We start from the raw sequence: 25,158 nt of genomic DNA, 5'->3' as shown, positions 1-25,158 counted from the left end.
ACCAAAAAATGATCTCTAATAAGGATACTTATGGGATGAATGCACATCTGGGAGGCTTTGTACATCTCAATGGAATCCAAATGTATTATGAAAGCTATGGTAAAGGTGAGCCGCTTCTACTTATTCATGGAACTGGCCAATCAATTAATGCATTTAGATTTCAAATCCCTTATTTTGAAAAGTACTTTAAAGTAATTGTTATGGACTGCCGAGGCAGGGGTCTATCAACAGATACTAATGAAGAACTTACGTATACTTTACAGGCATCCGATATTAAAAAATTAATGGATGCTCTTCACATTTCAAGTGCTCATGTAGTGGGTTGGAGTGATGGCGGAATTATAGGTGTTATCATGGCGATCAATTATCCTGAAAAAGTTCAAAAATTGGTTGCAATGGGTTCTAATATTCACCCTGAAGGTCTTTTTCCAGAGCGTCTAGCTTCCCATAAGGCAGAATATAAACGTTTGAAAGCTAAAAAAGACCCTGAAAACACCACGGTTATAAAACTATATAAATTGCTGGCCTACTATCCAAAACTGAGTTTTGAAGACTTGAATGTTATTAAATCACCTACACTTATCATGGCGGGTGATCACGATGTTATTCAGGATCAACATACGGTTCAAATGTTTCAGGCTATTCCAAATGCACACCTTGCTATATTACCCGGACAAACTCATATGATGCCTACTGCGAATCCTGATTTATTTAACACCTCAGTTCTAGCATTTATGCAGAATGAATTTGTGAAGCCTAAACGATACTAGTTATTTTATATAAGTTCAAGTATACATTTATAATGTTGTGGAAATGTTCATTTCTCACTTCATACTATCCAAAATGGCTACAATATCCTCATAAGTAGTATCAGGATTGATAAAACAAAACCGGGCTACTGTTTCATAAGTTCCCTTGTTTTTCCATTTGGTTGGGGTAACAAGTGCAAACCCTTCATTGTGATTTTTATAAGTCCAATTACGATAGTCTTCTGGAGTCCATCCTTTTCGCCGGAATAGCACACAGGATAAGGCAGGCGCTCTTACCAATTCTAGATTTTCAGCTCGTTCCTTTATTAATTCCCCTGCATGATTAGCGAGTGCAATACCCCTTTCAACCGCCCATTTATATTTATCGGTTCCATGCATTGCTAAAGAAAACCATAATGGAAGCCCTCTTACCCGCCTAGTCAGTTGAATTTGATAATCAGAGGGATTAAAGCCTTGCGCACCTTCGTCTTTAAAAATATCCAGATAAGATCCTTCTTGCGAATGTGCCGCTTTGGCAAGGGCTGGTTGTTTATAAATTACTGCTCCGCAATCATAAGGAGAAAACAACCATTTATGTGGATCTATAGTTACGCTGTCTGCCTTTTCAATACCTGTAAACAAATGACGTACAGAATCTGCGACCAATGCGCCACCCCCATAAGCAGCATCTACATGAAACCATAATTTTTCTGCTTCACAAATTTCCGCAATCCCAGCAAGATCATCAATAATTCCTGCATTGGTGGTTCCTCCAGTTCCAACAACAGCAAACAGTCGTTTACGCTCATTACCACTCAAAGCATCAATTTTGTCTTTAAGTTGATATCCATCCATTCTATCTTCTGTAGCCACCAGCATTACATCAACATCCATCACTTTTGCCATTGCTTTGATAGAAGAATGTGCTCCGCTACTGGTAATAATTAGCCCTTTTATATGCTGATTTTCTGGATGCTTTCGCCATGTTTCCCTAGCGGCTACCATTGCTGAAAGATTAGCGGCAGTACCTCCGCTAGTAAAAACTCCAAAGGCGCCGGCGGGTAGCCCTGTAAGGGATACAAGCCAATGCATGGCTTCATTTTCGCAGAAAATAGCGCCGGCGCCTTCCATCCAATAAGCCCCATGAACACTAGAAGCAGAAGTAACTAAATCAAACATTACCGCTGCTCTTGTGGGTGCCGCTGGAACAAAAGCCAAATGCCTTGGATGATCTATAGGAACCGTAGCCTTAGCAAAAACATCCTTAAACAATTCAAAAGCGCGTTCACCTCCTATTCCAGTTGCTGTTATGGTATCTCCTGCCAGTGCCTTTAAATCGGATTCCTTTTTAGGCTTCCCCATTTCAGGATTGTTATTGGTTATGCGGTTGATGGCATATTTCATAACGTCAAGCGTCATCTCTATAAGTCCGATATCTATCTGATGCATGTTTGAGTAAGTTTTCGTAAAGGTACTATTAACGAAAGATTTCTTTTTAATCTCTTATCATTTCACTCTAATTATTCCGTAACTTTATCTTTAGTTAAAAGAATCTCAATTACACTATGGATTTACTATTTGCTTCAATAATTAAGGATTTTAAAGGTGCAGTAAATCATCATAAACACGCATTCCGTTATTTTACGTTAGCTACCGTTGATGAAGAGCAAACTCCTAGACTTCGTACCGTGGTTCTTAGAGAAGTGGATGAGTTATTAAGCATGACTGTTTATACAGATAGACGATCTGAAAAGATGAACCATATAGAAGACAATAAAAGCGTTTCTATGTTGTTTTTTGATAAATCAAGATTACTTCAAATTACTGTAAAAGCTACTGCCAAAAGAATTACAAATGATAGGGAATTACATGACATTTGGGAAAAAATCCCTCCTAAATCACGAAAAGACTATACCACAGAATCTTCCCCCGGACAAGAGATTAAAAACCCCGATGAAGTAGATTATATGGATCGGGAACACTTTTTTACTGCTATCAGGCTTATTCCGGAAGAAATTGAATATTTAAGACTAAAACGACCTAATCATATTCGTGTTCGTTTTAAAAAGAAAAATGAAAATTGGAAAGGCACCTATTTAGTTCCTTAACTACTCATTACAATTATATCAAACTTTAAGTGAAGGGGATCTAGCTCATTGAGGAGCGTCTTTATTAGATCTGGACCATACGCTACATATAACTGAGAAAAATTTACATTTCGTTCTTGCAAAGATTGATTCGGAAACAATATATTTTGTAGCTCTGTAATCCTATTTACTTGATCTACTAATTTTCTCTTTTGAGCTTTTAGCAATCTTTTTTCTAGCTTTTTTAAACCTTTTATTTGTTTTACTTCCTGTGCTTTCACTGCTCCCAGAAAAGATTTATCTGTTTTCTCAGCAAGTTCATACAAGGCTTTAAATTGACTTTCAAGGTGTTTTTTTTGTGGTGTGAAATCAATATCTATATTAGAAATTTCTCGCACTTTACGATTAATAAATGTATTCTGATTTAAGAATAGATGCTTGTGTGTGATGCCTAGTTTGGAAAGCTTTTCTTGTTGCTTGTGCGTAATTATTAATGCAGAGTTTCTTAGCAATAATATTGGAAAAGTAATATTTTCAACTTTAAAATAACTTTTGAGCTCTAGCCAATAGGCCAATTCTCCACCACCTCCAATATAACACAGGTTAGGTAATATAACTTCTTGGTATAAAGGACGCATAGTGACATTAGGACTAAATCGTTCAGGGTATTCATTTAATTCTTCTACTATCTCTTCTTCCGAAAAACTTTTTGTTGTTTCATTGATATAGTATCTCCCTTCTTTTTCAATAATTCGCTCTCTTAGCTCTTCGTCCAAATAAAACAAATTGATTTCTCTGGGGTTCACTTGTACCTTATAGCCAAGTTGATCCAGCGCATTAGCAGTGTCTTGAATCTCTCGTGCAGCCCTTTGCAACAACAATTCGTTCTTCATTTGAGGAATAAACATCCTTTTTAAATTAGCATCATGCCCATCTACAATAACTAAACCGAACGTTCCAAACAATTCGTTTGCCAAATAACGAGTTGCCTTCGTAAGATTTTGATGTTTTAAATACGCATTTTCAAAAAGTTGCCGGAGTTTATCGGCATACATCCCTCCTCCTATTTCCTTTGAAAAATATTCAAAAACATCTTCAAGCCCTTCGGTACTTAAGTCTCCAACCGCGCCATCAGTAGAACGATTCCACTGAAACTTTTTACCATTTAAATTGAAAAAAGAAATTTCATCAAAATCATGATCCTCTGTAGCCATCCAATATACTGGTACAAAATGATTGTTTGGATATGCCTTTTTTAATTGTCTTGATAGATTAATAGTGGCTACAATCTTATATAAAAAATACAATGGCCCTGTAAACAAATTAAGCTGATGTCCTGTAGTAACTGTAAATGTGTTAGAATTTGCTAATGCTTCTAAATTTTCTTTGGTTAGCATTGATAATGCGATGCCCTCATATTGATTTTCAAGAGCCGATTTCAATATTTTTCTATGCGCTGATGAAAATGAATTTCCTTTTTCTTCCAATTGGATTTGGAAGTTATCTAAAGAAGGGAATCTATTATAAAAAGATTTTAAAGAATCTTTTTGGTCTAAATAATCGCAGATGAGCCTGGAAAAATATCCGGTTTCATGGAAATCTATATGGTTGTCTGGCATATAATTCTTTGAAATTAATGGAATGGAACTCAATATTACCAATTATTGTAGAATTGATTATTTACCATCCATGCTGTAAAGATAAAATTCTTTGTTTTTTCAATTCCTAAAAATACGTTAAGATGTATATGCTAGGTATTTGTTTTTATTTAGTAGCTTTGAGTAATCTGTAATTTTTTAAGATAGACTATGAGATTATTCATTACAAGTATATTAATATCTGTAAGCACATTACTTACAGCACAAAATCTAAAATCACCATCAGAATTCTTAGGATATGAATTGGGAACCCGTTTTACTCGTCATCACCAGGTGGTTGATTATTACAGGCATATAGCGCAAGCTATGCCTTCTATGGTTAAATTGGAATCTTATGGAAAAACTAATGAGCAACGTACCTTATTGGTTGCTTTTGTTTCTTCGCCAGAAAACATAGACACTCTTGAAGATATTAGAACGGAACACTTAAAAAATACGAAAGGACAAGGCAGTCCAGACAAAGCTATTGTGTGGTTGGGTTACAATGTTCATGGAAATGAAAGCGTAAGTACAGAAGCTTCTATGCAAACCATCTACGATCTGCTTACAAAAAAACAGGAATGGCTTAAAAATACGGTTGTAATTATAGACCCATGTATTAATCCTGACGGACGAGACCGTTATGTAAATTGGTATAACCAATATGTAAATGCTCCGAATAATGTAGACCCCAATAGTAAAGAACATCATGAACCTTGGATTAGTGGACGTTCTAATCATTATATGTTTGATTTAAATAGAGATTGGGCATGGGTAACACAGGTAGAAAGCCAGCAAAGACTTAAGGTTTTTAATAAATGGTTGCCGCATGTTCATGTTGATTTCCATGAACAAGGGGTAGATGACCCTTATTATTTTGCCCCAGCAGCAGAACCTTTCCATGAGATAATTACACAGTGGCAAAGAGATTTTCAAGTAGCTATTGGTAAAAACCACGCCAAGTATTTTGATAAAGAAGGCTGGTTCTACTTTACCAAAGAAGTTTTTGACCTTTTATATCCAAGTTATGGCGATACCTATCCCACTTATAATGGCGGCATTGGAATGACTTATGAACAAGGCGGGAGTGGTCGTGCTGGTTTAGGTATTACAACCTCATATGGAGACACCCTTACGCTTAAAGATCGTATTGCACACCATTACACCACTGGGATTTCTACCGTAGAAATCTCTTCAAAAAATGCACAAAAGCTAAATGAAGAATTCAAAAAGTTCTATACAAACAGAAGTTTTAAATATAAAAGTTACGTTCTAAACGGAGATGCAGATAAAATTTCAATGCTTACCGAACTACTGGATCAGCATGAAATTAAATACGGTTTTGCAAGCAATAGCAGTGTTAAAGGCTTTAATTATAAGACAGGTACTTCTGGTAGTATGCGTACCTCTATAAATGACTTGGTGGTTAGTACGAATCAACCAAAAGGTAAATTGGTAAAGGTATTATTTGAACCAAATACTAAATTAAGTGATTCTCTCACCTACGATATTACTGCTTGGTCACTACCTTATGCATACGGGCTAAATACAATAGCTTCAGAAAGTGCGGTTAGCGCTACACCAAAAACAGTTACTAAACCTGAAATAGTCGTTTTAGAAGACGATGCATATGCGTATTTAACCAATTGGAGTAGCATGCAGGATGCTCGTTTTCTTGCTGCTTTGCTCGCTAATAATATTCGGGTAAGATATGCTGTTAAACCCTTTGAAATGAATGGGGTTTCTTATAGCAGAGGAAGTCTTATAATTACCAAATTAGATAACAGAAATTATAAAAATTTTCTCAAGACGCTTGCTCAAACTGCCTATGAGCACGGACAAACGCTGGCTTCTTCAAAAACAGGTTTTGTAGACTCCGGTTATGATTTTGGGTCAGATAATGTAAAGATGATTCCGAAGGTAAAAGTTGCATTATTGTCTGGGGGTAGCACTTCTACCTTGAATTTTGGTGAGACATGGCATTATTTTGAGCAGCAATTAGGATACCCCGTGAGTATTTTAGATCATACTTACTTCAATAAAGTAGACTTGTCACACTATGATGTTCTTATTCTTCCTGAACTTTGGGGAGGTAGCTTTTTTAGTAAAGATCAATTGGAAAAAGTGCGTAATTGGGTAAAACAAGGAGGGAAATTAATTGCCATAGGAGATGCCTTGAAGGCTCTAGCAGATACTAAAGAGTTTGGACTCAAAAAGAAGATAGTTGAAAAAGATTCGTTACCAGATTTAAGTAGCTTTGGTAGTGGAAATAGAGAATATATAAAAAATTTAATTACAGGAGCTATTTTCAAGGCTAAAGTAGACATCACTCACCCTTTGGCTTTTGGTTATAATGACACTTATTTTACGCTAAAACTAAGTGACAATAGTTTTGAATACTTAAATAAAGGTAATGTAGTATATCTTTCAGGAAGTGATAAACCTATCTCTGGCTTTGCTGGAAGTGAAGCTCGTAAAAAAGTAGCAAATTCTCTAGTTTTTGGTGTTGAAAAAGTAGGAAAAGGAAGTGTTATATATTTTGTGGACAATCCTATTTTTAGAGGTTTCTGGGAAAACGGAAAGTTATTTTTTGCGAATGCTGTCTTTATGGTAAACAATCGTTGATATTCATATTATCTTTACTCTGAATCATTCGATTTAAAGTAAGGCTACCCTTAGATTTGTTGGATTGAATTAACCTATGAAACATTCCTTTATCAAGACATTTTCAGGGGAAAGGCAAATTTTCAGCAATATGATTTTTTAGAAAATTACTTTGACACCTATTTTAACATGAGTTCGATCTAATTTCAGTTTTATATTTTAATCTTAAATGCGATCATTGAATTATTAATACTATTGTAATAAGGTGCTTACGTTCATTTTCGTATTTAGGGTATATTTTTTCAAGGATACACGTTTGTAGCCTTCCCTAAAAAGGGGAAGGCTACATCAAAATAAAACCATATACAATGAAACATGTAGCGCATTTTTACACGCTCCTGTGTTATCTGAAAATAATAATTTACCAAAATAAAGTCTTTTGGCACCCCCCTTTAATATCTTTAAAACTCTTATAAGAGGGAAGTTATTCTCTTATATAGATTACAGCTGCTGTTTCTTTAGAAGCAGTGGTAGACATATTTCCAATATCTTTTCTTTGCAAAAAAGAATTCATTTTAAAGGCTTGAATACGTTCATCATCGTTCACTGAAATTAGATCTTCTTTAGAATTTATTTTTATCCAGCCATAATCACTAACAATATAGTAGCTATTATCCACTTCAATAAAGCTATCCTGATTACCTACCAATGCCAGTTTTATTTTTTTATCAAAGCTAAGTTTGTTCTCTGTTTTTTCTTTTACAAGGTTAAGTCCTGCTAAGGCACTCTCATAAGAAACTCCACTTCCTGAAGAATATAGCTGAGAAAAGGCATGGCTTTCACTATTTTGGGCTCTTAACCCAATGTGGTAAACTGCTTCGCGATTTCCAGGCCAAGGTCCCCAATGTTCTTTATGCACCAAAAAGTTGTAATTTTCACCTTCTATTTTAAATGCAAACTCGATTTCTCCTGTTGGACTAACTTCTAAATCACTTTGAAAATAACCGTTTTCATCAGTATTGGTGAGAAGTTTTCCTGATACATTATCATATATATTTGCTCCAGAGACGGGAGTAAAGTTTTCAGCATCTACTACGATACCAGCAAGATGAATTATTCTCATATCAGATTTTTTTTGTGCGTGATTCACTTGAAGTATGAAAACTGTTAGGCAAAACGCAATTATTTTAATTAATTTCATTTTAAATTTTATTTAATTATACTTTCTAGGAAAAATGTTATTATTTAATTTCCTAATTCTAGTTGATTTTTGACTAATGAATAATATTTATTAGGTGTTTTAATTAATTCTTTATGGTTTCCTTTTTCGATCAACTGTCCATTTTCCATAACAATTATCTGATCGGCATTCTTAACGGTACTTAGCCTATGGGCAACTACAATTACTGTTCTACCTTTAAAAAAATCATTGAGATTGTTTAATATACTTTTCTCTGTGTTAGCATCTAGCGAACTTGTAGCTTCATCAAAGAATAGAAATTCAGGATTTTTGTAAATAGCTCGGGCAATTAAAACTCTTTGATTTTGACCACCGCTTAGCTGAATTCCTACATTTCCAATTTTTGTTTCAACTCCTAAAGGCAATGAATTTACAAAATCATCTAAACAAGCAATTTTAATTGCTTTATTTAAAGCTTTTTCATCTACGAACTCATTTTCAGATAGGGTTATGTTGTATTTAATAGAACCGGAAAAAATATGACCATCTTGTAAAACAACACCACATTTTTTTCTCCAGCTATCTGGATGTAGTTGTTCAAAATTTCTATCACCCAAATAAATAGTACCAGAATTAGGGTTGTAATATTTCATCAACAACTTCATTAGTGTTGTTTTTCCACTACCACTAGTGCCCACGATTGCCGTTATTTTATTTTTAGGAACTAATAAAGACAAGTTTTTTATAACAAATGGATTAAAACTCCCTGGATATTTAAAAGATACATCGTCTAAAACAATATCTTCAATTTCAAAAAAATCATTTATAGCTTCTGTTTTAATGTATGCATCTTCATTAGCAATACTATATACATCTTGAACTCTTTTATTAGAAATTTGAGCATCTTGAACATCTTTAAAATTGTTTATTAAGTTTATAATTGGGCCGCTTAATTGACCAATGATATATGAAATACTTAACAAAGTACCCACTGTCATTTCAGACATAATAATAAGATAGGCACAATAGGCTATAACACTTAATTCTTTTAATTTAAGGATAAAATTTGCACCTGATAATTGGTACATATTTAAAAACAAAGACTTTAATTCTAACTCATTCAACTTTACTTGAAGTTGAGTTATTCTAGAAATGATTGCATTTTGAGCCTGATTTACTTTTATTTCAGGCATATTCATTATAAACTCGTAAAGATTATTGCTGTTATCTGACTGCCGAATAAACATTGAATATTCTAAAGTGGCTCTTTTTTTCAAAAAGAACGCTACCCAAATAATTGAAATAACACTTAATGCTAGAAAAACTGCAAATACTACCTCATTAAGGTAGAGTAATATTAAGCTAAAAACAACCAGGTTTAAAACGTTTATTAGAAAAGATATTCCCTTCCAAGTTAAAAATTGCTGTATTTTTGACAAGTCGGTAAGTCTTTGAAGCGTATCGGTGTTTAAGCGTGTATCAAAATAATTTATAGGTAATTTAATTAACTTTTTTAAAAAGTTTTCTTTAAGGTTAATGGATAAATTAAAATTAAACTTAGTCAACAGATAATCACTGTAAAATCTGGAGCAAAAATTTCCTAAAAATAAAGCCAATTGAGCTAACAATAATACCAATACTAGATTGATTGATTTAGCAATAATTCCATCGTCAATAATTCTTTGAAATATTATAGGAATCAGCCAATTTGCAGAAAGCCCTATAAGTAGTAAGAAAAAAGACAGGAAGTATTTAAACTTATTTTTTTTGGAAAATTTTACTAACTCATCATATAACCCATTTTTTTTAAAATTTTTCCTCTTTCTTTTTGGTGATGCTTTAAATTCTTCTGTTGGTTGAAATATAAGACAGACCCCTTTGGTATTATTGCCTATCCATTCTTTTTCTAAAAGGTCTTTTTCAATAACGGTATTACCAAAGCCAGGATCAGCTATATGATAATATGCTTTATGTTTTTTATATCTTACTTTTTGAAGTACAACAAAATGATCTTGTTTCCAAAACAATATGGCAGGCAAAGGAATTTGTACTAAATCTTCAGCGGTAAGTTTCAATGCATTACTTTGAAACCCTAACTTTCTACCACCTGCCAGAATATCTTTTACAGAAACACCCATTCGAGTAACTTCGCATAATTCCTTGGCCTCTTTTAAATCAATATGATTTTCATAGGCATTAGCAATCATAGCCAAACAGGCTGGCCCGCAATCATTACTTTCTAACTGATTTATAAATTTAAGCTTCATTAAGTTCTAAAGTTTCTATAATCTCTTCAATTTTAGATTTAACAACATCATCTTTTATTTTTTCATCTCCTTCATAGATACAATATTCACCACGGCCACCTTCCTCCAGTGCTTCCATAGCATGTTGCGAACAACCACCATTACAAATTGGCATTAATCTACAGGTAAGGCAAGGTTTGTTTTTAAACTTGACTTCCATTCTTCTTTCCAGGTAATTATTTTCCCAAATTAAATCACCTTCGTTGGTTAAATACCCTGCTCTATTTGCTGTGGTAAAATCTCTTGCTGTACATTTATAGATGTCACCATTGTAATTAATTACCGCACTATTTCGTTTATCTGCATAGCATGATTCAACTACATTATTAGGAGAATTATGTTTTACAGTAAGGCCCTTGGATTTCATATACTCTAGATTCTGATCCACAATCATTGGAATATCTTCACCGTCAGAATCTTGCCAAACCCTATGAAAATCAACTAAAAGGAAATCGTTTTTTATTTCCATATCGATATCATCAAATTCATCTGAGATCTTGTAGGCATCTTCAATATTATCTTTGGTATAATTAATTCTTAACCTCACCGGAAAGCTATTATTTAAAAGCAGTTTTATGTTGCTTACTATTTCAACATAAGAGCCTTTGGTTTTAGTTACATATCTTACTGCATCATGTTTTTTTCCATAACCATCCAAGGTAATCTGCAAAGCGGGTGCTATTCCATGCGATTTAAAGAAATTAATAAAATAATCATCTACTAGATATCCGTTTGTTGTAAAACTAACCGCATAATCTACTGAATTTTCTACGCATTCTTTTTGTAGCTTTTGAATCACTGGAACTACATCTCTTTTAAAATACAAAAGTGGTTCGCCCCCAAAAAAAGAAAGATTAAAAAAATTCATCGCTGGTTTCTGAGCTGTTTTTTCAATAAATTTACTGACTTTATCAATCATGCTATCAGAAAAGCTAGATTTCTTAATATGGGTTTCATAACAGTACCAACATTTAAAATTACAATTCATAGTTGGATTAATTGTTAATAAAAAACTACTATTGTTTTCATCAACGGTTTTTACAATTTTTCTTATTTTTTCTACTTCGTCTACATTATTTGGAACTAGGAACTCTTCTGACTTTAAATACTTGTAAAAATCAGGGTGAATTTCTTCTAAACCATCTATTCCCTCCATAATAGAAGCCTCAAGCAAGTCTTTTAGCAAAGGGGCAATAATAATAAATTTTTGTGTATATGAATTGTAAAGATAAAAAGAATTGTCAAAGGGTATTATTGAATTAAATTGACTGTATTTCATAGCATTTTGAAGTTTATATTTTAAAAATTAGGTGCTTTATCTATCAAAAATATTGGGTATATAATTAGCACCAAGGAAATTATTAGTGAGAGTTTTCAGTCTATTACCTATACCAGATAATGAGTAGTAAAACCTCCCATTAGTATTTTTAGTTTTCAGAAATAGCCTGAAAGCCCTACATATTAAATAATATTTACCTTGGTAGCTATCATAAATAGCGTTGTAAGTCTATATTAAAGAATACAACTTTTTACTTAGTACCACAGCCAGCTGCACCATTTAGAATCTGGCCATCCCCACATCCTTTTACACAATTACCGCCTTGGCAATTGTTAGTAGTTTCCTGAACTGGATCTTGAAATGTACCGGATACACTAGCAGAAAAGCCTCCTACTAATTTATTTTCTGAATCTTCGGCAACGGGTTCGAAATTTGAAATATCAAATATCATTTTCACTTTATTTCCCATAATTTTAAAGTTTACATTATTTAGTTATTGGTTGTTATTTATATTATTTGGATGTACAATTCCTCTATTGCATGCATTTTATATTCACTAGCATGGTAGCACTGATTAGTTTTTTACAAAGTACTAATCGACTCTTGGATTATTTTTTTTCTATAAAACGCTGTCACTAGTTTGATAAAAGATACTTGGCAATTATTATTAAGCTTTTCCAGACTATTACCGATAATCAGATAACTAGTGATAAAACCATTAACAAGTTCTTTCTTAGTTTTCAGAAATAGTCTGGAAATTCTACATGTTGAGTGATATTGCTTTGGTAGCAATGATAAACACAATTGTAAGTCTAACTTAAAGAATACAATTATTGCTTAACACCACAGCCAGCTACACCATTTACATTTTGTCCATTCCCACATCCTTCTGTACAGTTAGCACCTAGGCAATTGTTTGTAATAGTATCTTGTTCCTGACTTTGACCTCTGGATACACTGACAGAAAAACCTCCAACTAGTTTATTTTCTGAGGCTTCGGCAACGGGTTCGAAGTTTGAAATATCAAACATCATTTTTACTTTGTTTCCCATAATTTTAAAGTTTAAATTTATTATTTATTGGTTGTTGTTCATATAATTTGAATGTACATTCAATCTATTATACGCTTTGTATACTGACTAGCACTGAAGAACTATTAGTTTTTAAGAGGTAAGAACCAGCTCTTAAATTAATTTTTTCTATTCAACCCTGTCAATAGTTTCATAATTGGCACGTTACCAACTATTAGCAAATTTTTCCAGGCTATTACTTACACTTAATAATTAACAGTAAAACTGTCAATTAGTTTTCTTTCTTAGTTTTCAGAAATAGTCTGGAAATGCTTCATACTAAATGATAATTGCTTTGGCAGCTATCATAAAAGTAATTGAAGGTCTCAATTAAAGACACACAATTAATTTTGTTTAACGCCACAGCCAGCTACACCATTTACATTCTGTCCATCGCCACAGCCGGATACACAATTAGCACCTAGACAATTGTTAGTAGTTTGCTGCACCTGATCTTGTAATGTACCTGATACACTAACAGAAAAGCCACCTACCAATTTGTTTTCCGAGTCTTCAGCAACGGGTTCGAAGTTTGAAATATCAAACATCATTTTTACTTTGTTTTTCATAATTTTAAAATTTATATTAGTTTTTGGTTTATACTTATATAATTTTGAATGTTCATCCCATCCATGTGGACTTATTATCAGTTGACCAGAGTTGAAAAACAGCTAATTTTTATTAGTAAAACAAAACCAGTCATTATAGCAAATTCAATATGTTTTTCATATGCCATAATTTGAATATGGATAAGGTTTATTTAAAGGCATCTGGAATTGTCTAAAACATTGTAAAGACTAAAAAAGATTAACTGAGATTTTATTTTTTAAATCTTCAGAAATAAATAAAGCTTCAAAATCAGAAAGATGAAAAAAGATATCTGTTTTAGAAGCTTTAATACATGTACTTATAAGTCTAGTCCAAATAAAGACACTACGATTAATTTACTTTAACACCGCAGCCAGCTGCACCATTTGCATTCTGTCCATTACCACATCCAGAGGCACAATTAGCACCCAGGCAATTGTTCGAAACAGTATCCTGACTCTGGCTTTGACTTCTGGATACACTGGCAGAAAAGCCCCCCACTAATTTATTTTCTGAATCTTCAGCTACAGGTTCGAAACTTGAAAAATCGAACATCTTTTTTACTTTGTTTCCCATAATTTTAAAGTTTAAATTGATTATTTATTGGTTGTTATTCATATAATTTAAATTTATACCTCTTCTACAATACATGCATCATTAGCTTACCAAGGTTGAAGAACAATTGGTTTTTTATTGTGTATCAGCTAAGTGGTTACTATACCATATCGAATACGCTGTCCTATACAATAATTCGTATAAGAATTACATCCTTAAAAAATCTCTGGCTTATTTATAATATTGGAAAGAAAAAACTAAATGTGAGATTTTAATTTTTTAAATCTTCAGAAATAAAGCTCTGAAATCAGCAAATAATAATATAGCTACTATGAAAATAATTTTAATGCATATAATTGCAAATCAGTATAAGGATAACTAATTTTGTTTGACACCGCAGCCTGCTACAGCGTTTACGGTTCCTCCGCCCCCGCATCCTTCCACGCAATTACCACCCTGGCAATTATTTGTAATAGTTTCTACGCCTTGAACTCTATTAGATGATATGCTGGCGGTAAAGCCTCCTACCAATTTATTTTCTGAATCTTCGGCAACGGGTTCGAAATTTGAAATATCAAACATGAATTTCACTTTGTTTTTCATTGTTTATTAGTTTTCGGTTAGGCACTCTATTACGTATCTAAATACGTTAACACCTATAAATATAAAAAAATATTTTAAAAAACCCTTCTTATTTCAAAGAAAAATACTACTTATAAAAATTAAAACTTACGTAATAACTCTATATTTTTCTGCTTTTAAACGAATGTTTTGCATACATTAGTAAAATATATTTTTAAACTCATTTAATTTTTACATGAAATTTAAAAGCATACTTTTAAAAGAAATAAATGTTTTGTCTATTGTGTTTTTTCTTCTTGGCAGTTCATTGTATTCACAGCACATTATTAAAGGGAATGTAGAAAATTTAAAAAATGAACCTTTACCTTTTAGCACTATTCATATTTTAAACACTGATAAAAAAACCATATTAAAGTCGGCTTTTTCTAATGGTGTAGGAGAATTTAAAATTACGCTAGACACTATTTCCCTAGATAAAACCAAATATATGTACGCCAGATATTTAGGGGAAAAATCAGACACGATTGCTATCGTAAAAAATAAACCTATCACCTTTATTATAAAGAATAGCGGAGCCATAAATCTTTCAGAAGTAGTTGTAAATGCAGAAAGACCTACACTTATTGCTAAATCAGATAGATTTATTTATACGCCCAATAAAACTTTAAAAGAAGGGCTATCTGCATTAGAGTTATTAAAAATAGCTCCACTTATAGATTTTAATGCCAGAAATGACGAATTATCTATTATAAATAAAGAAAATACCATGGTAATAATTAATGGTAGAAAATCTACGCTTCCAAGAGAAATGCTTGCCTCTTTATTAAAAACAACACCTGCGCGAAATATAAAGGATATTGAGATTATAACAAACCCAGGGAGCGAATATACTGCGAATACTACAGGAGGTATTATAAACATTAATTTAAAAAGAAATTTAGATGAAGGGTTTCTGGGAAACCTAAGTTTAGTAAGCGAACAAGCTAATGTTTTTAATACTTCAATCTTAAATGCTTCTCTCAATTATAGAAAAGGAAAAGTAGGGATTCGCATTTCGCCTTTCATAAACAGGAGTTTTAATTACAATGAAACTGATATTCAGGTAGTAAATGCTAATAATCGTAGAGAAAATACTACCGGAGAATTTGAAAGGAAGTATTTTGTTTTAGGAGGAGGATTTGGCCTTGATTATAATATAGATAGTCAGAACTTATTAAGCATTAATGGATTTATATCTCAGGTTGATGGCAATAGCAATCAAACTAATATTACCAACTATACTCCATTTAATGAATCTGTGATTGATTCTACTTTTTCTTCGCCCATAGATAGCGAAGATTATTATCTATATAATTTTGGAAATATTTTCTATGAGCATAAACTAGATACTATTGATAAAAGAAAAATAACCTTAAATGTTGATTATAATCAATTTAGAAAAGAGAATACAGATTCAGGATCTTTTAACAGAATTTTCCCTAATGATGTAAATTCAACAGACAATCAGTACAGAAACGTTTTTCCTCAGGACTTTTTTAATATCTCCGGAAGCGTAGATTACTCCTCTAAAATAAATGATAAGTCTAAAATAAGTATGGGGACTCAAGTAAGTACAACTAATTTTGAAAATGATTTATCGTACTTTACTATTACAGACTCTGGATTAGAGGAGAATTCAGACTTGTCAAATACTTTTCAGTTTAAAGAGAATTATCTGGCGGGATACGTTAGTTATTCAAAAACCTTTAGCAAAAAATTAAATGCAACCTTTGGACTTAGAATAGAAGGGACTAACTATTTAAGCGAAAATGAAACTACTCAGGAAAAAATTGACTCCAGTTATGTAAATCTATTTCCTAACCTATCACTAGCATATACCATAAAAGACAAGAAAATTTTGTCGATGGCTTTATCAAAAAAAATCAGGCGTCCTTCTATAGAATCTTTATTACCAGGGAGAACCTTTATAAACCCTAACTTTTTTGTAGAAAACAACCCATTTTTACAACCATTTTTATTCTACAATGGCGAAGTTATGTATGCAATAAACTACAAATATTTTATTTCTGGGGGGTTTAGTTATATTGATAACCAATCTGATGATTTTATAATTCCTATAATTGAAAATGGTGAAACATTACAAAAAAGAACCACTATAAATTATGGAAACTCAACAAAAACGTATCTAACTTTTTTCACGAGACAAAAGTGGTTTAAAGGTTTATGGAGAATGGATTTTTCCGGTAGCTTGAATTTTTTAAGTTTTAGGGATCAAACAAATAATTTGCTAGATTCTAAAATAAACAATGTTAACTATAACATTACTATGAATAATACACTCTTTTTATCAGATAAAAAGGGTTTAATGGCTTTTGTTATTTTGAGATATTACAGTCCAATTGAAAATGTAGCGTTTGAGAGAGAAAATGCTCTTTTTAAAACTGATTTAGGACTCAAAAAAACATTTAAAAACTTATCCTTGAACCTCTATTTAAGTGATATTTTTAATACGTATAATGAAACTAGAATAAAGTATAGAAGTAATTTAGTGCAACTTTTTAATCGACAGATAAGAAATGAATTTACCCGTTCCATTTCATTGAGCGTAAATTATAGTTTTGGAAATTCAAGGTTAAAAAGAATTGAAAGGAAAAAAATTGCCAATGATGAATTGAAAAATAGACTTTAAATTATAAAGGTAATTTTAAATGATCTATCTGCACCAGTTGGATTAATAATAATCAAGAAGAATCACTTGCAGTCTATGACTATATTTAAATTCCATTTGCTTTATGGTGAATCCTTGAGAATCTGAGTTTCAAACCCATCAATGCTTGTGGTATTTTTATTTTCCCAATACGCTTCAATTTTATCTTTCCCCTGTTTTTCTGCCCATGAATTCAAGGTGGTTCGTTCTTCCTTAAAATCCATAAAAGGCACTGCATATCCACAAGAAGTTTGTATTAGATCGACCTCCATTTCTATGATTTGACGAGAACCTACATTTTCGGGAAAAAGTTTTATGTATTGGTGAAATTCCTGATCCCTGTGGTGATATATCTTTGCTGCGCCGTACAATCTTAATATTAAAGGCTTTCCTTCAAAAGCGCAGAATATAATCGTCATTCTACTATCCTTTAATAAATGAGCGGCTGTTTCATTCCCACTTCCTGTTAAATTGAGCCACGCAATTTTATTTGCATTAATAATCCTGAATGAATCTGTACCTTTTGGAGACACATTAACTCTTCCCTCGCACGCAGCAGTGCCAACAAAAAATATTTTCTGTTGTTCAATAAATTCTTGTAATTCTTTTGTGATTGATTCTAGTTGTTTTCCCAAAACATAGTGAACATTAGACACAATAATACGAAAAAAGTAAAAATTATCACTCAAACTCTAGTGCTTTCTATTTTTAATGAGCTCTATTAATTTTTACAAATTTTATTAGAATGGCTCTATCATTTAGAACTATTATTATAGAAATAACTACTCCTTTACGTCATTTATTCAATGTCTGAAAGATACTTTTTTACAAAAAAAAGCCCTTGCGAATTGCAAGGGCTTGACTCTTATTTCAAGAATTCATTAATTCTTGATTGGTTGTTTAATTTCTTGTTGATTCAAGTGTTTCGCATAGAATCCCATCATAGCCTTATACATAGCTACTCGGTTATCTTCTTTGCCAAATCCGTGTCCTTCGTCGTAGCGAACCATATAAGGTACATCCATACCTTTTGCTCTTAGCGCACTTACTATCTGATCTGATTCATCAATATTTACACGAGGATCATTTGCACCTTGCACTACCATTAATGGCTTTTTAATTTTATCTATTTGATATACAGGAGATACTTCTTCCATTATTGCTTTCTCCTCTGCAATATCTTCGTCATACCAAATCTCTTTGATAATTTTTAAATAAGGTTTCCAATATGGAGGAATGGTCTTCATGAAAGTAAATAAATTAGATACACCTACATAATCTACACCACAGGCATACAAATCTGGAGTTTTAGTTAGACCTCTTAATACTGCATACCCACCATGACTACCTCCATAGATCGCCACTTTATCTTTATCTATCCAACCCTGTTCAATAACATATTGCAATCCGTCCTCTACATCATCCATTGCTTTTCTACCAATCTGTTTGAATCCAGATTCTAAGAACTTTCTTCCGTAACCTCCTGAAATTCTGAAGTTAACGTGCAGTGTTGCATACCCTCTACTCGCGAATAACTGAGCTTCTGGATTAAACCCCCATGAATCACGAATACCTTGAGGACCTCCATGTGGATTTACAATCAAAGGAACTTTTTGACCTTGTAATGCAGCTTTTGGGAGGGTTATATACCCATGAATTGTAAGACCGTCTCTACTCTTAAAGCTTATAGGCTTCATTTCAGACATATCTTCTTCCTTTAATTGAGGCATTAAATTAAAGAGAAGATCAAATTTTTCTGTTTTAGCATTATACGAATAGTATGCTCCGTATAATTTATCACTTTGAAGAAATACTAAATATTTGCTCTCGTCATCTGTTACATCTGCAATAGAATATGAATATTGAGGAAATTCTTTGGTAATATTTTTGTGTAATTTTTTATAATAACTGCTTACAGGAACAATTTGATTTTTTTCTCCTTCAAAAGAGAAATAATCTAATTCATAACCTCTATTTCTTGAGGTGCCTAAACCAGATACATCATATTTATCGTTAGAAAAGAGTTTTTTGATAATTTTATCTTCTTTTAAATTATAAAGATAAATCTCTGCTTTATCACTATCAAGATTTGATACTACATAAGCATCATGCTTATCTTCAGTAGCATAATTAAATTCTAAGATACTAAAGTTGTCTTTCCAGTTTAATTGTTTTAACAATTTAAAATCACCTGGTTCTGCGGCATAATACATCTCTATATTAACACCATCTCTTACCTTACCGTATGCACGTAACTCCCCATCTTTATCAAAACTATAACCTACTATAGGATTAGCCACATCCTCATTTGTAAATAGTTGTTTTAATTCACCTGATTCAATATTGATTTTGTAAGGTTCAAATATTTGTGGATTGTTTTTATTCATAGAGATGATCATGTGATTTTCATCTTCTTTTAAACCCTCTAAAATACTTACTTGCACCCCATCAAATGGAGTTAGCTCTTTTTGGTTAGTTCCATCAAGGTGCACCGCAAATAAATGATAATTTTCATTACCTCCTTTATCCATTACATAAACCAGACGATTATTATTTGCCCATCCATAACCACGAACTAATTCTTCTTTTTCCTCAATTACACGAGTAACTTCGCCACTATTTAAGTTTTTAACATAAATATGATTCTTTTTATTTTCGTCTTTTTCCCGATAAGACATATAAGACCCGTCTGGAGAAAATCTAAACGTACTGGCCTTAGGTCTCGCAAAGTAATCTTCTACAGTATAACGATAATTAGCTTTGTCTTCTTTTGCCAATTTCTCCAATTCCATATCAGAAGTAACGAGTTTAGGGTTTCCAGGAATTGTTTTTTTAGATTTTTCTAATGTTAAAGGTAATTCTGCTGGACCTTGATAAAAGGTTCCTTCCATCTTTTTGTCTTTTAAAGTACCTATATACTTAATACCTGCCTTAGCAAATACAATAGTTAGCTGGTTGTTCTCAAAAATGGTAGAATCCATTGGAAGTCCGCTAGCTCCCTGAGCGGGAATATCTAAGGTTGCAGAAAGTGTCCCGTCTTTTTCTTCCACATTAAATATCATCTCCATTTGTGAACCTTGAACATCCAAAGCTCCCTTCCAAGTACCGGCTACCTCTTGTGCCTTAATACTGCTCACTGCAAAACTTGCAAATAAAACAATCATGATTATTAAACTATTTTTTTTCATTTTTAAAGGATTGATTTTATGTATTGTTATATCTTAAACTCTTTACGTTAGTATTCAATACTTCTTATTTGTTACAAACTATTAGAAGATGTTTAAAAGTTTAACAAATATATTGTGTTATTAACCTTCTTGTGCAAAAGCTAACACCGCTGCCTATTAAGGTCTAAAGCTGCTTTTTTTAATTTAAAATGAAAATAGTATCAGGAAGTAAGTAGGATACTAATACACTTAATTTGCATTCCATCCTTTTTTTATTTCTTCTTCTGGAAATTTGGCACGTGTCCGCCATCTTTGACCGTAGTAACCAGTACCTTTTGAAAGGGTTAAAGCCCATAAACCATCCCCATAAAATATAGTAGAAATTGTTTTGTCTTCATCCCATCCTTTTTTTATTTCTTCTTCGGGAAATTTAATACGGGTTCGCCAACTTTGAGCATATAACCCCGTACCTTTAGACATTACTAATACCCACCTATCTATTCCGTAAGTAAGTCCTGTAATGGTTTTATTGGCATCCCATGCTTCCTTTATTTCATTTTGTGGAAAATAAGTTCTTGTTACCCAGGTTTGTTGAGAATAACCCGTTCCTTTAGACATCACTAAAACCCATACATTTTTACAATACTCTAGTCTTGTAATATATTTTCCAGCGTCCCAACCTTTTTGAATTTCGTCTTTTGGGAAATTAATTCGAGTACGCCACATTTGTTCAAAATATCCGGTACCTTGAGACATGACCAAAACCCATATGCCATTACCATAAGTAAGTGTCGTAATTGTTTTATTGGAATCCCATCCTTTTTTGATCTCATCTTCGGGAAATTCATACCGTGTTCTCCATATTTGATTTGTGTAGCCAGTTCCTTTGCTCATTACCAATGCCCAGACCCCGTTTCCATAAGTGATATCCGTGATATATTTACCTGCTAAAATTCCAAGCTTAATCTCTTCTTCTGGAAAATATACAGTTGTAGTAATAGAATTATCAAAGTCTTCTTTTACTTCTATTATCTCATTACCAAGTAAAGCACTATTACCACTTGTACTAATAGCATATAACGTAATCACATTAAGAAGTGTAATAAGTAAAAATATTTTTTTCAAAACTGCTAAAATTAGAATAGGTATAAGTATACGTAATTCTTTGTTTAAGAAACAAAAAAATAGATGAGTATTCACAATTCATCGATTTCCTGTTAACCTCTTTGATTAAGAGTTTAAAAAAATGATAAATCAAATTAATTTGTCATTTACGCAAACTTATAACTGCCTCGCTATTTAAATTGGAAAAACAGCACCACGGATAGCAAACTGAAATCCTAGTTTCTCCAAGTGTTTTCTCTTTTTATTGGTGACTTTAATCACTGGATTAGAGTGGTTAAAGTGAATAAAGATCACTTTAGCTTTGATTGATTTAGGTTGATTTTCTAATAAAGAGACTGTTTCTTGGATAAAAGGATGGGGAACTTCACTCATAGGCCTTGAAATTTCACCCTCCGCCAAAAAAGTGGCATCTAAAAAAGCAACATCTACTTTTTTCAATTCACTAACTAAATCGCGTTCCCAAAGTGTCCATTTATTAATATCAGGAATAAATAAAGCTGTTTTATTGGGTCCGATAATTTTATAACCAACCGTTTCTGAATATTCATCTCTATGAGGTACTAAAAAAGGAACAACCTGTATTTTTTTATTTAAATACAGGGGCTTCTCTTTTTCTAAAGAGTTGATTTTTATATTTTCCAATTTCACCAATTGACTCCAAGGACCATTTGTTTCCAAAAAAGTCTTCATTTTTGGCATTGCATATACATCTATTGCTCTAGCTCCCATAGCTTCTCGTCCAAAGTACATTAAACCGGTATAATGACCTATATGCGCATGGGTAAGAAAAACGCCATCAATTATTTTATCAGACTTTAGGTGTTTTGATTCTAGATCATATAACTGCCTTGGCATATCTGGAGTTGCTTCAAATAACCACTTAGAATTTGTAGAAACATCTACCAATGCAAGAGAAGTAACTAAATAGGCTTTGTTAGTATCTTTAAACTCTGCCGGATAATTAATATGTGGATATCCTGCATCTTGAAGAGTACCCAAAACCACCAGATAAGGTGTTAGTTTTTGTTGATTTGGAATCCTATTACATCCAATAAAAATAAAAATAGAACAAATAAAGAGTTGGTAAAAAGTATTTTTAAACATAAAAGTTTAAATTTGAAATCATTCTATTAAAGATACCTAAATTATGCTGAAACGAATTTTTGCCCTTTCTTTTATATTGATCTTATCATCCTGTGCAGAATTGCAACAAGTGGTGAATCAATTACCACAAAATGGCCCTTTAAGTAATGATCAAATTGCGTCAGGCTTAAGACAAGCTCTCAATTTTGGGATTGAAAAACAAGTGACTAAACTTACTCAAAAAGATGGTTTTTTTAAAAATCAACTCGTCAAAATTGTATTGCCTGAAGAACTACAAAAAGTTGACAAGGCTCTAAGGGGAATTGGTATGGGTAAATTGGCAGACGAAGGTCTTAAATTACTTAACAGAGCAGCAGAAGATGCTGTTAAAGAAGCTACACCTATTTTTGTGAATGCAGTTAAAGACATTACTTTTGCGGATGCAAAAAATATCTTACTGGGTGCGGATAATGCTGCAACCTCTTACCTGACTGAAAAAACAGAAGACCCGTTATACGGAAAGTTTAATCCTATAATTAAAAACTCTCTTGGAAAAGTAGGTGCCGACAAAATTTGGAGCGACTTGATTCAGAAATATAACAATCTCCCATTTACAAATAATGTAAATACTGACCTCTCTGATTATGTTACCAAAGAAGCGCTTGAAGGAGTTTATACGATGGTTGCAGTTGAAGAAAAAGAAATTAGAACAAAGCTATCTTCCAGAACAACAGATCTTTTAAGAAAGGTGTTTGCACTTCAAGATTGAAATTAATCAATTATGTATAAAATAGCAGTAGTTGGCCCTATTCCAAAAGACACTATTATCACACACAAAGGTGAAGTGATTGAGAAGTATGGTTGCGTTACACATCCAGTAATTGCCTTGTCTAAATTATTACAAAACGAAGGCACCGTAATTCCTATTGCACACATTCATAAAGGAGATAAAGAAGCGATAGAAAAAGTTTTTGAACCTTATCAAAATATAAATCTTACGGGGATTTATAATCACCATAATAAAGGAACTAAAATAGAACTTAAGTTTATAGATCAAAATAACCGATTAGAAAAACAACTGGCTAAAATGCATCCTATTACCTCAGCAGATGTGGAACCTTTTCTGGATGCAGATGCTTTTGTTTTTGTTCCTATAACCGATTTTGAAGTTTCACTGGATACTTTAAAATATTTAAAGCAAAACAGTGAAACCATGATTATTTTTGACGCGCATGGCCCCACTACTTTTGTCAATGAAGAAGGTGCCCGTTTAAGAAGATACTGGAAAGACAGAGATGAATGGTTTCCATATATTGATGTACTTAAAATGAACCTTGAAGAATCACAATGTTGTTGGATAGATAGACCTTATGAAACATTTGATGAGGCTAGTTATGATGAGAATGATTTAGATCATCTGGATGATTTTGCTAATTATGTACTCGAAAAAGGTGTCTCCGTTTTGTATATAACTTTAGACTCAAGGGGGGCACTTATCTATTCAAAAGATGGTGATACTGTTGATAAGCAAATGGTTGCATCTGTTCCTGTAGATCATGTAGTAGATACCACGGGTTGTGGCGATTCTTTTGCTGGTGGGCTGGCCTATGGCTTTACTGTTTATGGAGATATTGTAAAAGCGGCTCAGTATGCTAACGTATTAGGCGCCATGAGAACTCAAGGGAAAACCTTTGATGTTTTTAAAAATAAAGACGAAACAGATCAAATTATAAGGGAAACTTATTCTTCTTCTACAGGTTTATAGGTACCATCAAATACCGTTACCCATTCTCCCTTATCCTTTTTGGTTTCCCAATGCTGTCTTACCCACCCTTGTTTTAAGGGTGTCCATGTAATTCTATTAATTAGATAACCTCCATCAGATTGAGTTAAAGAATCACTTATTAAAATCATTCTTCCCGTCTGGAAACCACCTTTTAAATGTAAATTTTGCCCCTGATTGTCAATCCAAATCTGTTCCCATTGCTTGGTTGTTTGGTTATAATAATTATAGCTGGTACCACTGTAAGAACCGCTAGCACTTTTCCAATCTTCTCTTAGAATACAATTATCTTGTATTTTTTCAATCTGGTTCGTCCCTGCCAATTTGCCGTCTGGTGTATAGGTTTTCCATTTCCCTTTCCAAAAATCAAATTGTTGGTGTGCGCTGGTGCAACATTTGCAACTATCATTTTGTTGTGCATATGTAACAGAAACAAGAGTTACCAAAAAAATGGTCAACAAAGATTTTATTAAAAAATAATAGGTTTCCATAAAGTTCATGTAAATAGTGTACTTAAAGATACAGTTTTCTATAAAAAATATTCCAAAATCTTTATTCCCTACAGAACATTAAAATAATGAACTGATAACTTTAAAAGCAACACATAAAAAATTAGTAGCAGTGCTAAACCATATTTTAACGAAACCCTAAAGTTA

Annotated in this window: 21 protein-coding genes; 6 read left to right on the top strand and 15 right to left on the bottom strand. The window is 32.7% G+C overall.

Features of this window, described 5'->3' with window-relative positions:
• Positions 1-8: 8 nt before the first annotated feature.
• Complete coding sequence (locus tag WBG07_RS18010) at positions 9-770, top strand: alpha/beta fold hydrolase (RefSeq protein WP_340203342.1); 762 nt, start codon at positions 9-11, stop codon at positions 768-770.
• 54 nt (positions 771-824) lie between these two features.
• On the opposite strand, the gene WBG07_RS18005 is transcribed toward WBG07_RS18010, so the two are convergent.
• Positions 825-2,198 carry a pyridoxal phosphate-dependent decarboxylase family protein gene (locus WBG07_RS18005; protein WP_340203340.1) on the bottom strand — a complete coding sequence of 458 codons (1,374 nt, stop codon included), beginning with the start codon at positions 2,196-2,198 and terminating at the stop codon, positions 825-827.
• Positions 2,199-2,314: 116 nt separating this feature from the next.
• Between WBG07_RS18005 and WBG07_RS18000 the strand changes: the two genes are divergently transcribed.
• Positions 2,315-2,857 (top strand): pyridoxamine 5'-phosphate oxidase family protein, encoded by a 543-nt coding sequence (locus WBG07_RS18000; protein WP_340203338.1) that lies wholly within the window; start codon positions 2,315-2,317, stop codon positions 2,855-2,857.
• On the opposite strand, the gene bshC is transcribed toward WBG07_RS18000, so the two are convergent.
• Positions 2,854-4,455 carry a bacillithiol biosynthesis cysteine-adding enzyme BshC gene (bshC, locus tag WBG07_RS17995; protein ID WP_340203336.1) on the bottom strand — a complete coding sequence of 534 codons (1,602 nt, stop codon included), beginning with the start codon at positions 4,453-4,455 and terminating at the stop codon, positions 2,854-2,856. The genes WBG07_RS18000 and bshC overlap by 4 nt on opposite strands.
• Before the next feature lie 189 nt (positions 4,456-4,644).
• Here bshC and WBG07_RS17990 point away from each other — a divergent pair, with 189 nt between their 5' ends.
• Positions 4,645-7,098 carry a M14 family metallopeptidase gene (locus WBG07_RS17990; RefSeq protein ID WP_340203334.1) on the top strand — a complete coding sequence of 818 codons (2,454 nt, stop codon included), beginning with the start codon at positions 4,645-4,647 and terminating at the stop codon, positions 7,096-7,098.
• A gap of 463 nt (positions 7,099-7,561) precedes the next feature.
• On the opposite strand, the gene WBG07_RS17985 is transcribed toward WBG07_RS17990, so the two are convergent.
• The 8 genes from WBG07_RS17985 to WBG07_RS17950 all read right to left on the bottom strand — a co-directional run bounded on the left by WBG07_RS17985 (position 7,562) and on the right by WBG07_RS17950 (position 14,658).
• Positions 7,562-8,200, bottom strand: coding sequence for a peptidase associated/transthyretin-like domain-containing protein (locus WBG07_RS17985; protein WP_340203332.1), 639 nt, complete (start codon positions 8,198-8,200; stop codon positions 7,562-7,564).
• 122 nt (positions 8,201-8,322) lie between these two features.
• Entirely contained in the window at positions 8,323-10,524 is a 2,202-nt protein-coding gene (locus WBG07_RS17980) for a peptidase domain-containing ABC transporter (RefSeq protein WP_340203330.1), read from the bottom strand.
• On the bottom strand, positions 10,514-11,842 hold the full coding sequence (locus tag WBG07_RS17975) for a radical SAM/SPASM domain-containing protein (RefSeq protein ID WP_340203328.1): 1,329 nt from the start codon (positions 11,840-11,842) through the stop codon (positions 10,514-10,516). Before WBG07_RS17975 ends, WBG07_RS17980 begins: the two co-directional genes overlap by 11 nt.
• Before the next feature lie 250 nt (positions 11,843-12,092).
• Positions 12,093-12,311: a hypothetical protein gene (locus WBG07_RS17970; RefSeq protein ID WP_340203326.1), complete on the bottom strand. Its 219-nt coding sequence runs from the start codon at positions 12,309-12,311 to the stop codon at positions 12,093-12,095.
• A gap of 361 nt (positions 12,312-12,672) precedes the next feature.
• The gene (locus WBG07_RS17965) at positions 12,673-12,894 is read right to left on the bottom strand and encodes a hypothetical protein (RefSeq protein ID WP_340203324.1); all 222 of its coding nucleotides are present in this window, start codon (positions 12,892-12,894) and stop codon (positions 12,673-12,675) included.
• Between the two features lie 362 nt (positions 12,895-13,256).
• Positions 13,257-13,481, bottom strand: a complete 225-nt coding sequence (locus WBG07_RS17960; protein WP_340203322.1) for a hypothetical protein — start codon at positions 13,479-13,481, stop codon at positions 13,257-13,259.
• A 370-nt stretch (positions 13,482-13,851) separates the two neighbouring features.
• Positions 13,852-14,076, bottom strand: coding sequence for a hypothetical protein (locus tag WBG07_RS17955; RefSeq protein WP_340203320.1), 225 nt, complete (start codon positions 14,074-14,076; stop codon positions 13,852-13,854).
• 357 nt (positions 14,077-14,433) lie between these two features.
• Positions 14,434-14,658 carry a hypothetical protein gene (locus WBG07_RS17950; RefSeq protein ID WP_340203318.1) on the bottom strand — a complete coding sequence of 75 codons (225 nt, stop codon included), beginning with the start codon at positions 14,656-14,658 and terminating at the stop codon, positions 14,434-14,436.
• A 214-nt stretch (positions 14,659-14,872) separates the two neighbouring features.
• Here WBG07_RS17950 and WBG07_RS17945 point away from each other — a divergent pair, with 214 nt between their 5' ends.
• A complete protein-coding gene (locus WBG07_RS17945; protein ID WP_340203317.1) occupies positions 14,873-17,326 on the top strand; it encodes an outer membrane beta-barrel protein in 2,454 nt (817 codons plus the stop codon).
• 101 nt (positions 17,327-17,427) lie between these two features.
• On the opposite strand, the gene WBG07_RS17940 is transcribed toward WBG07_RS17945, so the two are convergent.
• The 4 genes from WBG07_RS17940 to WBG07_RS17925 form a co-directional block, all read right to left on the bottom strand.
• The gene (locus tag WBG07_RS17940; protein ID WP_340203315.1) at positions 17,428-18,033 is read right to left on the bottom strand and encodes a pyridoxamine 5'-phosphate oxidase family protein; all 606 of its coding nucleotides are present in this window, start codon (positions 18,031-18,033) and stop codon (positions 17,428-17,430) included.
• A 192-nt stretch (positions 18,034-18,225) separates the two neighbouring features.
• Complete coding sequence (locus WBG07_RS17935) at positions 18,226-20,532, bottom strand: S9 family peptidase (protein WP_340203313.1); 2,307 nt, start codon at positions 20,530-20,532, stop codon at positions 18,226-18,228.
• Positions 20,533-20,760: 228 nt separating this feature from the next.
• On the bottom strand, positions 20,761-21,636 hold the full coding sequence (locus WBG07_RS17930; RefSeq protein ID WP_340203311.1) for a DUF7477 domain-containing protein: 876 nt from the start codon (positions 21,634-21,636) through the stop codon (positions 20,761-20,763).
• Between the two features lie 174 nt (positions 21,637-21,810).
• A complete protein-coding gene (locus WBG07_RS17925; RefSeq protein WP_340203309.1) occupies positions 21,811-22,740 on the bottom strand; it encodes an MBL fold metallo-hydrolase in 930 nt (309 codons plus the stop codon).
• 43 nt (positions 22,741-22,783) lie between these two features.
• On the opposite strand from WBG07_RS17925, the gene WBG07_RS17920 reads away from it, so the two are divergent.
• A complete protein-coding gene (locus WBG07_RS17920) occupies positions 22,784-23,488 on the top strand; it encodes a DUF4197 domain-containing protein (RefSeq protein ID WP_340203307.1) in 705 nt (234 codons plus the stop codon).
• A 12-nt stretch (positions 23,489-23,500) separates the two neighbouring features.
• The gene (locus WBG07_RS17915; protein ID WP_340203305.1) at positions 23,501-24,484 is read left to right on the top strand and encodes a carbohydrate kinase family protein; all 984 of its coding nucleotides are present in this window, start codon (positions 23,501-23,503) and stop codon (positions 24,482-24,484) included.
• On the opposite strand, the gene WBG07_RS17910 is transcribed toward WBG07_RS17915, so the two are convergent.
• Entirely contained in the window at positions 24,460-24,993 is a 534-nt protein-coding gene (locus WBG07_RS17910) for a hypothetical protein (RefSeq protein ID WP_340203303.1), read from the bottom strand. The genes WBG07_RS17915 and WBG07_RS17910 overlap by 25 nt on opposite strands.
• Positions 24,994-25,158 lie beyond the last annotated feature (165 nt).

The sequence above is a fragment of the Ascidiimonas meishanensis genome (genome assembly GCF_037782385.1).
Taxonomy (GTDB): domain Bacteria; phylum Bacteroidota; class Bacteroidia; order Flavobacteriales; family Flavobacteriaceae; genus Ascidiimonas; species Ascidiimonas meishanensis.
Note: the sequence above shows the minus strand (reverse complement) of the source record. Positions and strands in the feature narration are given on the sequence as shown.

Bases quoted from the DNA above. Each gene is read 5' to 3' on its own strand.
- WBG07_RS17950 (WP_340203318.1), bottom strand. From the start codon at position 14,658: ATGAAAAACAAAGTGAAATTCATGTTTGATATTTCAAATTTCGAACCC.
- WBG07_RS18010 (WP_340203342.1), top strand. From the start codon at position 9: ATGATCTCTAATAAGGATACTTATGGGATGAATGCACATCTGGGAGGC.
- WBG07_RS18000 (WP_340203338.1), top strand. From the start codon at position 2,315: ATGGATTTACTATTTGCTTCAATAATTAAGGATTTTAAAGGTGCAGTA.
- WBG07_RS17920 (WP_340203307.1), top strand. From the start codon at position 22,784: ATGCTGAAACGAATTTTTGCCCTTTCTTTTATATTGATCTTATCATCC.
- WBG07_RS17975 (WP_340203328.1), bottom strand. From the start codon at position 11,842: ATGAAATACAGTCAATTTAATTCAATAATACCCTTTGACAATTCTTTT.
- WBG07_RS17970 (WP_340203326.1), bottom strand. From the start codon at position 12,311: ATGGGAAATAAAGTGAAAATGATATTTGATATTTCAAATTTCGAACCC.
- WBG07_RS17915 (WP_340203305.1), top strand. From the start codon at position 23,501: ATGTATAAAATAGCAGTAGTTGGCCCTATTCCAAAAGACACTATTATC.
- WBG07_RS17945 (WP_340203317.1), top strand. From the start codon at position 14,873: ATGAAATTTAAAAGCATACTTTTAAAAGAAATAAATGTTTTGTCTATT.
- bshC (WP_340203336.1), bottom strand. From the start codon at position 4,455: ATGCCAGACAACCATATAGATTTCCATGAAACCGGATATTTTTCCAGG.
- WBG07_RS17990 (WP_340203334.1), top strand. From the start codon at position 4,645: ATGAGATTATTCATTACAAGTATATTAATATCTGTAAGCACATTACTT.
- WBG07_RS17980 (WP_340203330.1), bottom strand. From the start codon at position 10,524: ATGAAGCTTAAATTTATAAATCAGTTAGAAAGTAATGATTGCGGGCCA.
- WBG07_RS17910 (WP_340203303.1), bottom strand. From the start codon at position 24,993: ATGGAAACCTATTATTTTTTAATAAAATCTTTGTTGACCATTTTTTTG.
- WBG07_RS18005 (WP_340203340.1), bottom strand. From the start codon at position 2,198: ATGCATCAGATAGATATCGGACTTATAGAGATGACGCTTGACGTTATG.
- WBG07_RS17960 (WP_340203322.1), bottom strand. From the start codon at position 13,481: ATGAAAAACAAAGTAAAAATGATGTTTGATATTTCAAACTTCGAACCC.
- WBG07_RS17925 (WP_340203309.1), bottom strand. From the start codon at position 22,740: ATGTTTAAAAATACTTTTTACCAACTCTTTATTTGTTCTATTTTTATT.
- WBG07_RS17935 (WP_340203313.1), bottom strand. From the start codon at position 20,532: ATGAAAAAAAATAGTTTAATAATCATGATTGTTTTATTTGCAAGTTTT.
- WBG07_RS17985 (WP_340203332.1), bottom strand. From the start codon at position 8,200: ATGAGAATAATTCATCTTGCTGGTATCGTAGTAGATGCTGAAAACTTT.
- WBG07_RS17965 (WP_340203324.1), bottom strand. From the start codon at position 12,894: ATGGGAAACAAAGTAAAAATGATGTTTGATATTTCAAACTTCGAACCC.
- WBG07_RS17955 (WP_340203320.1), bottom strand. From the start codon at position 14,076: ATGGGAAACAAAGTAAAAAAGATGTTCGATTTTTCAAGTTTCGAACCT.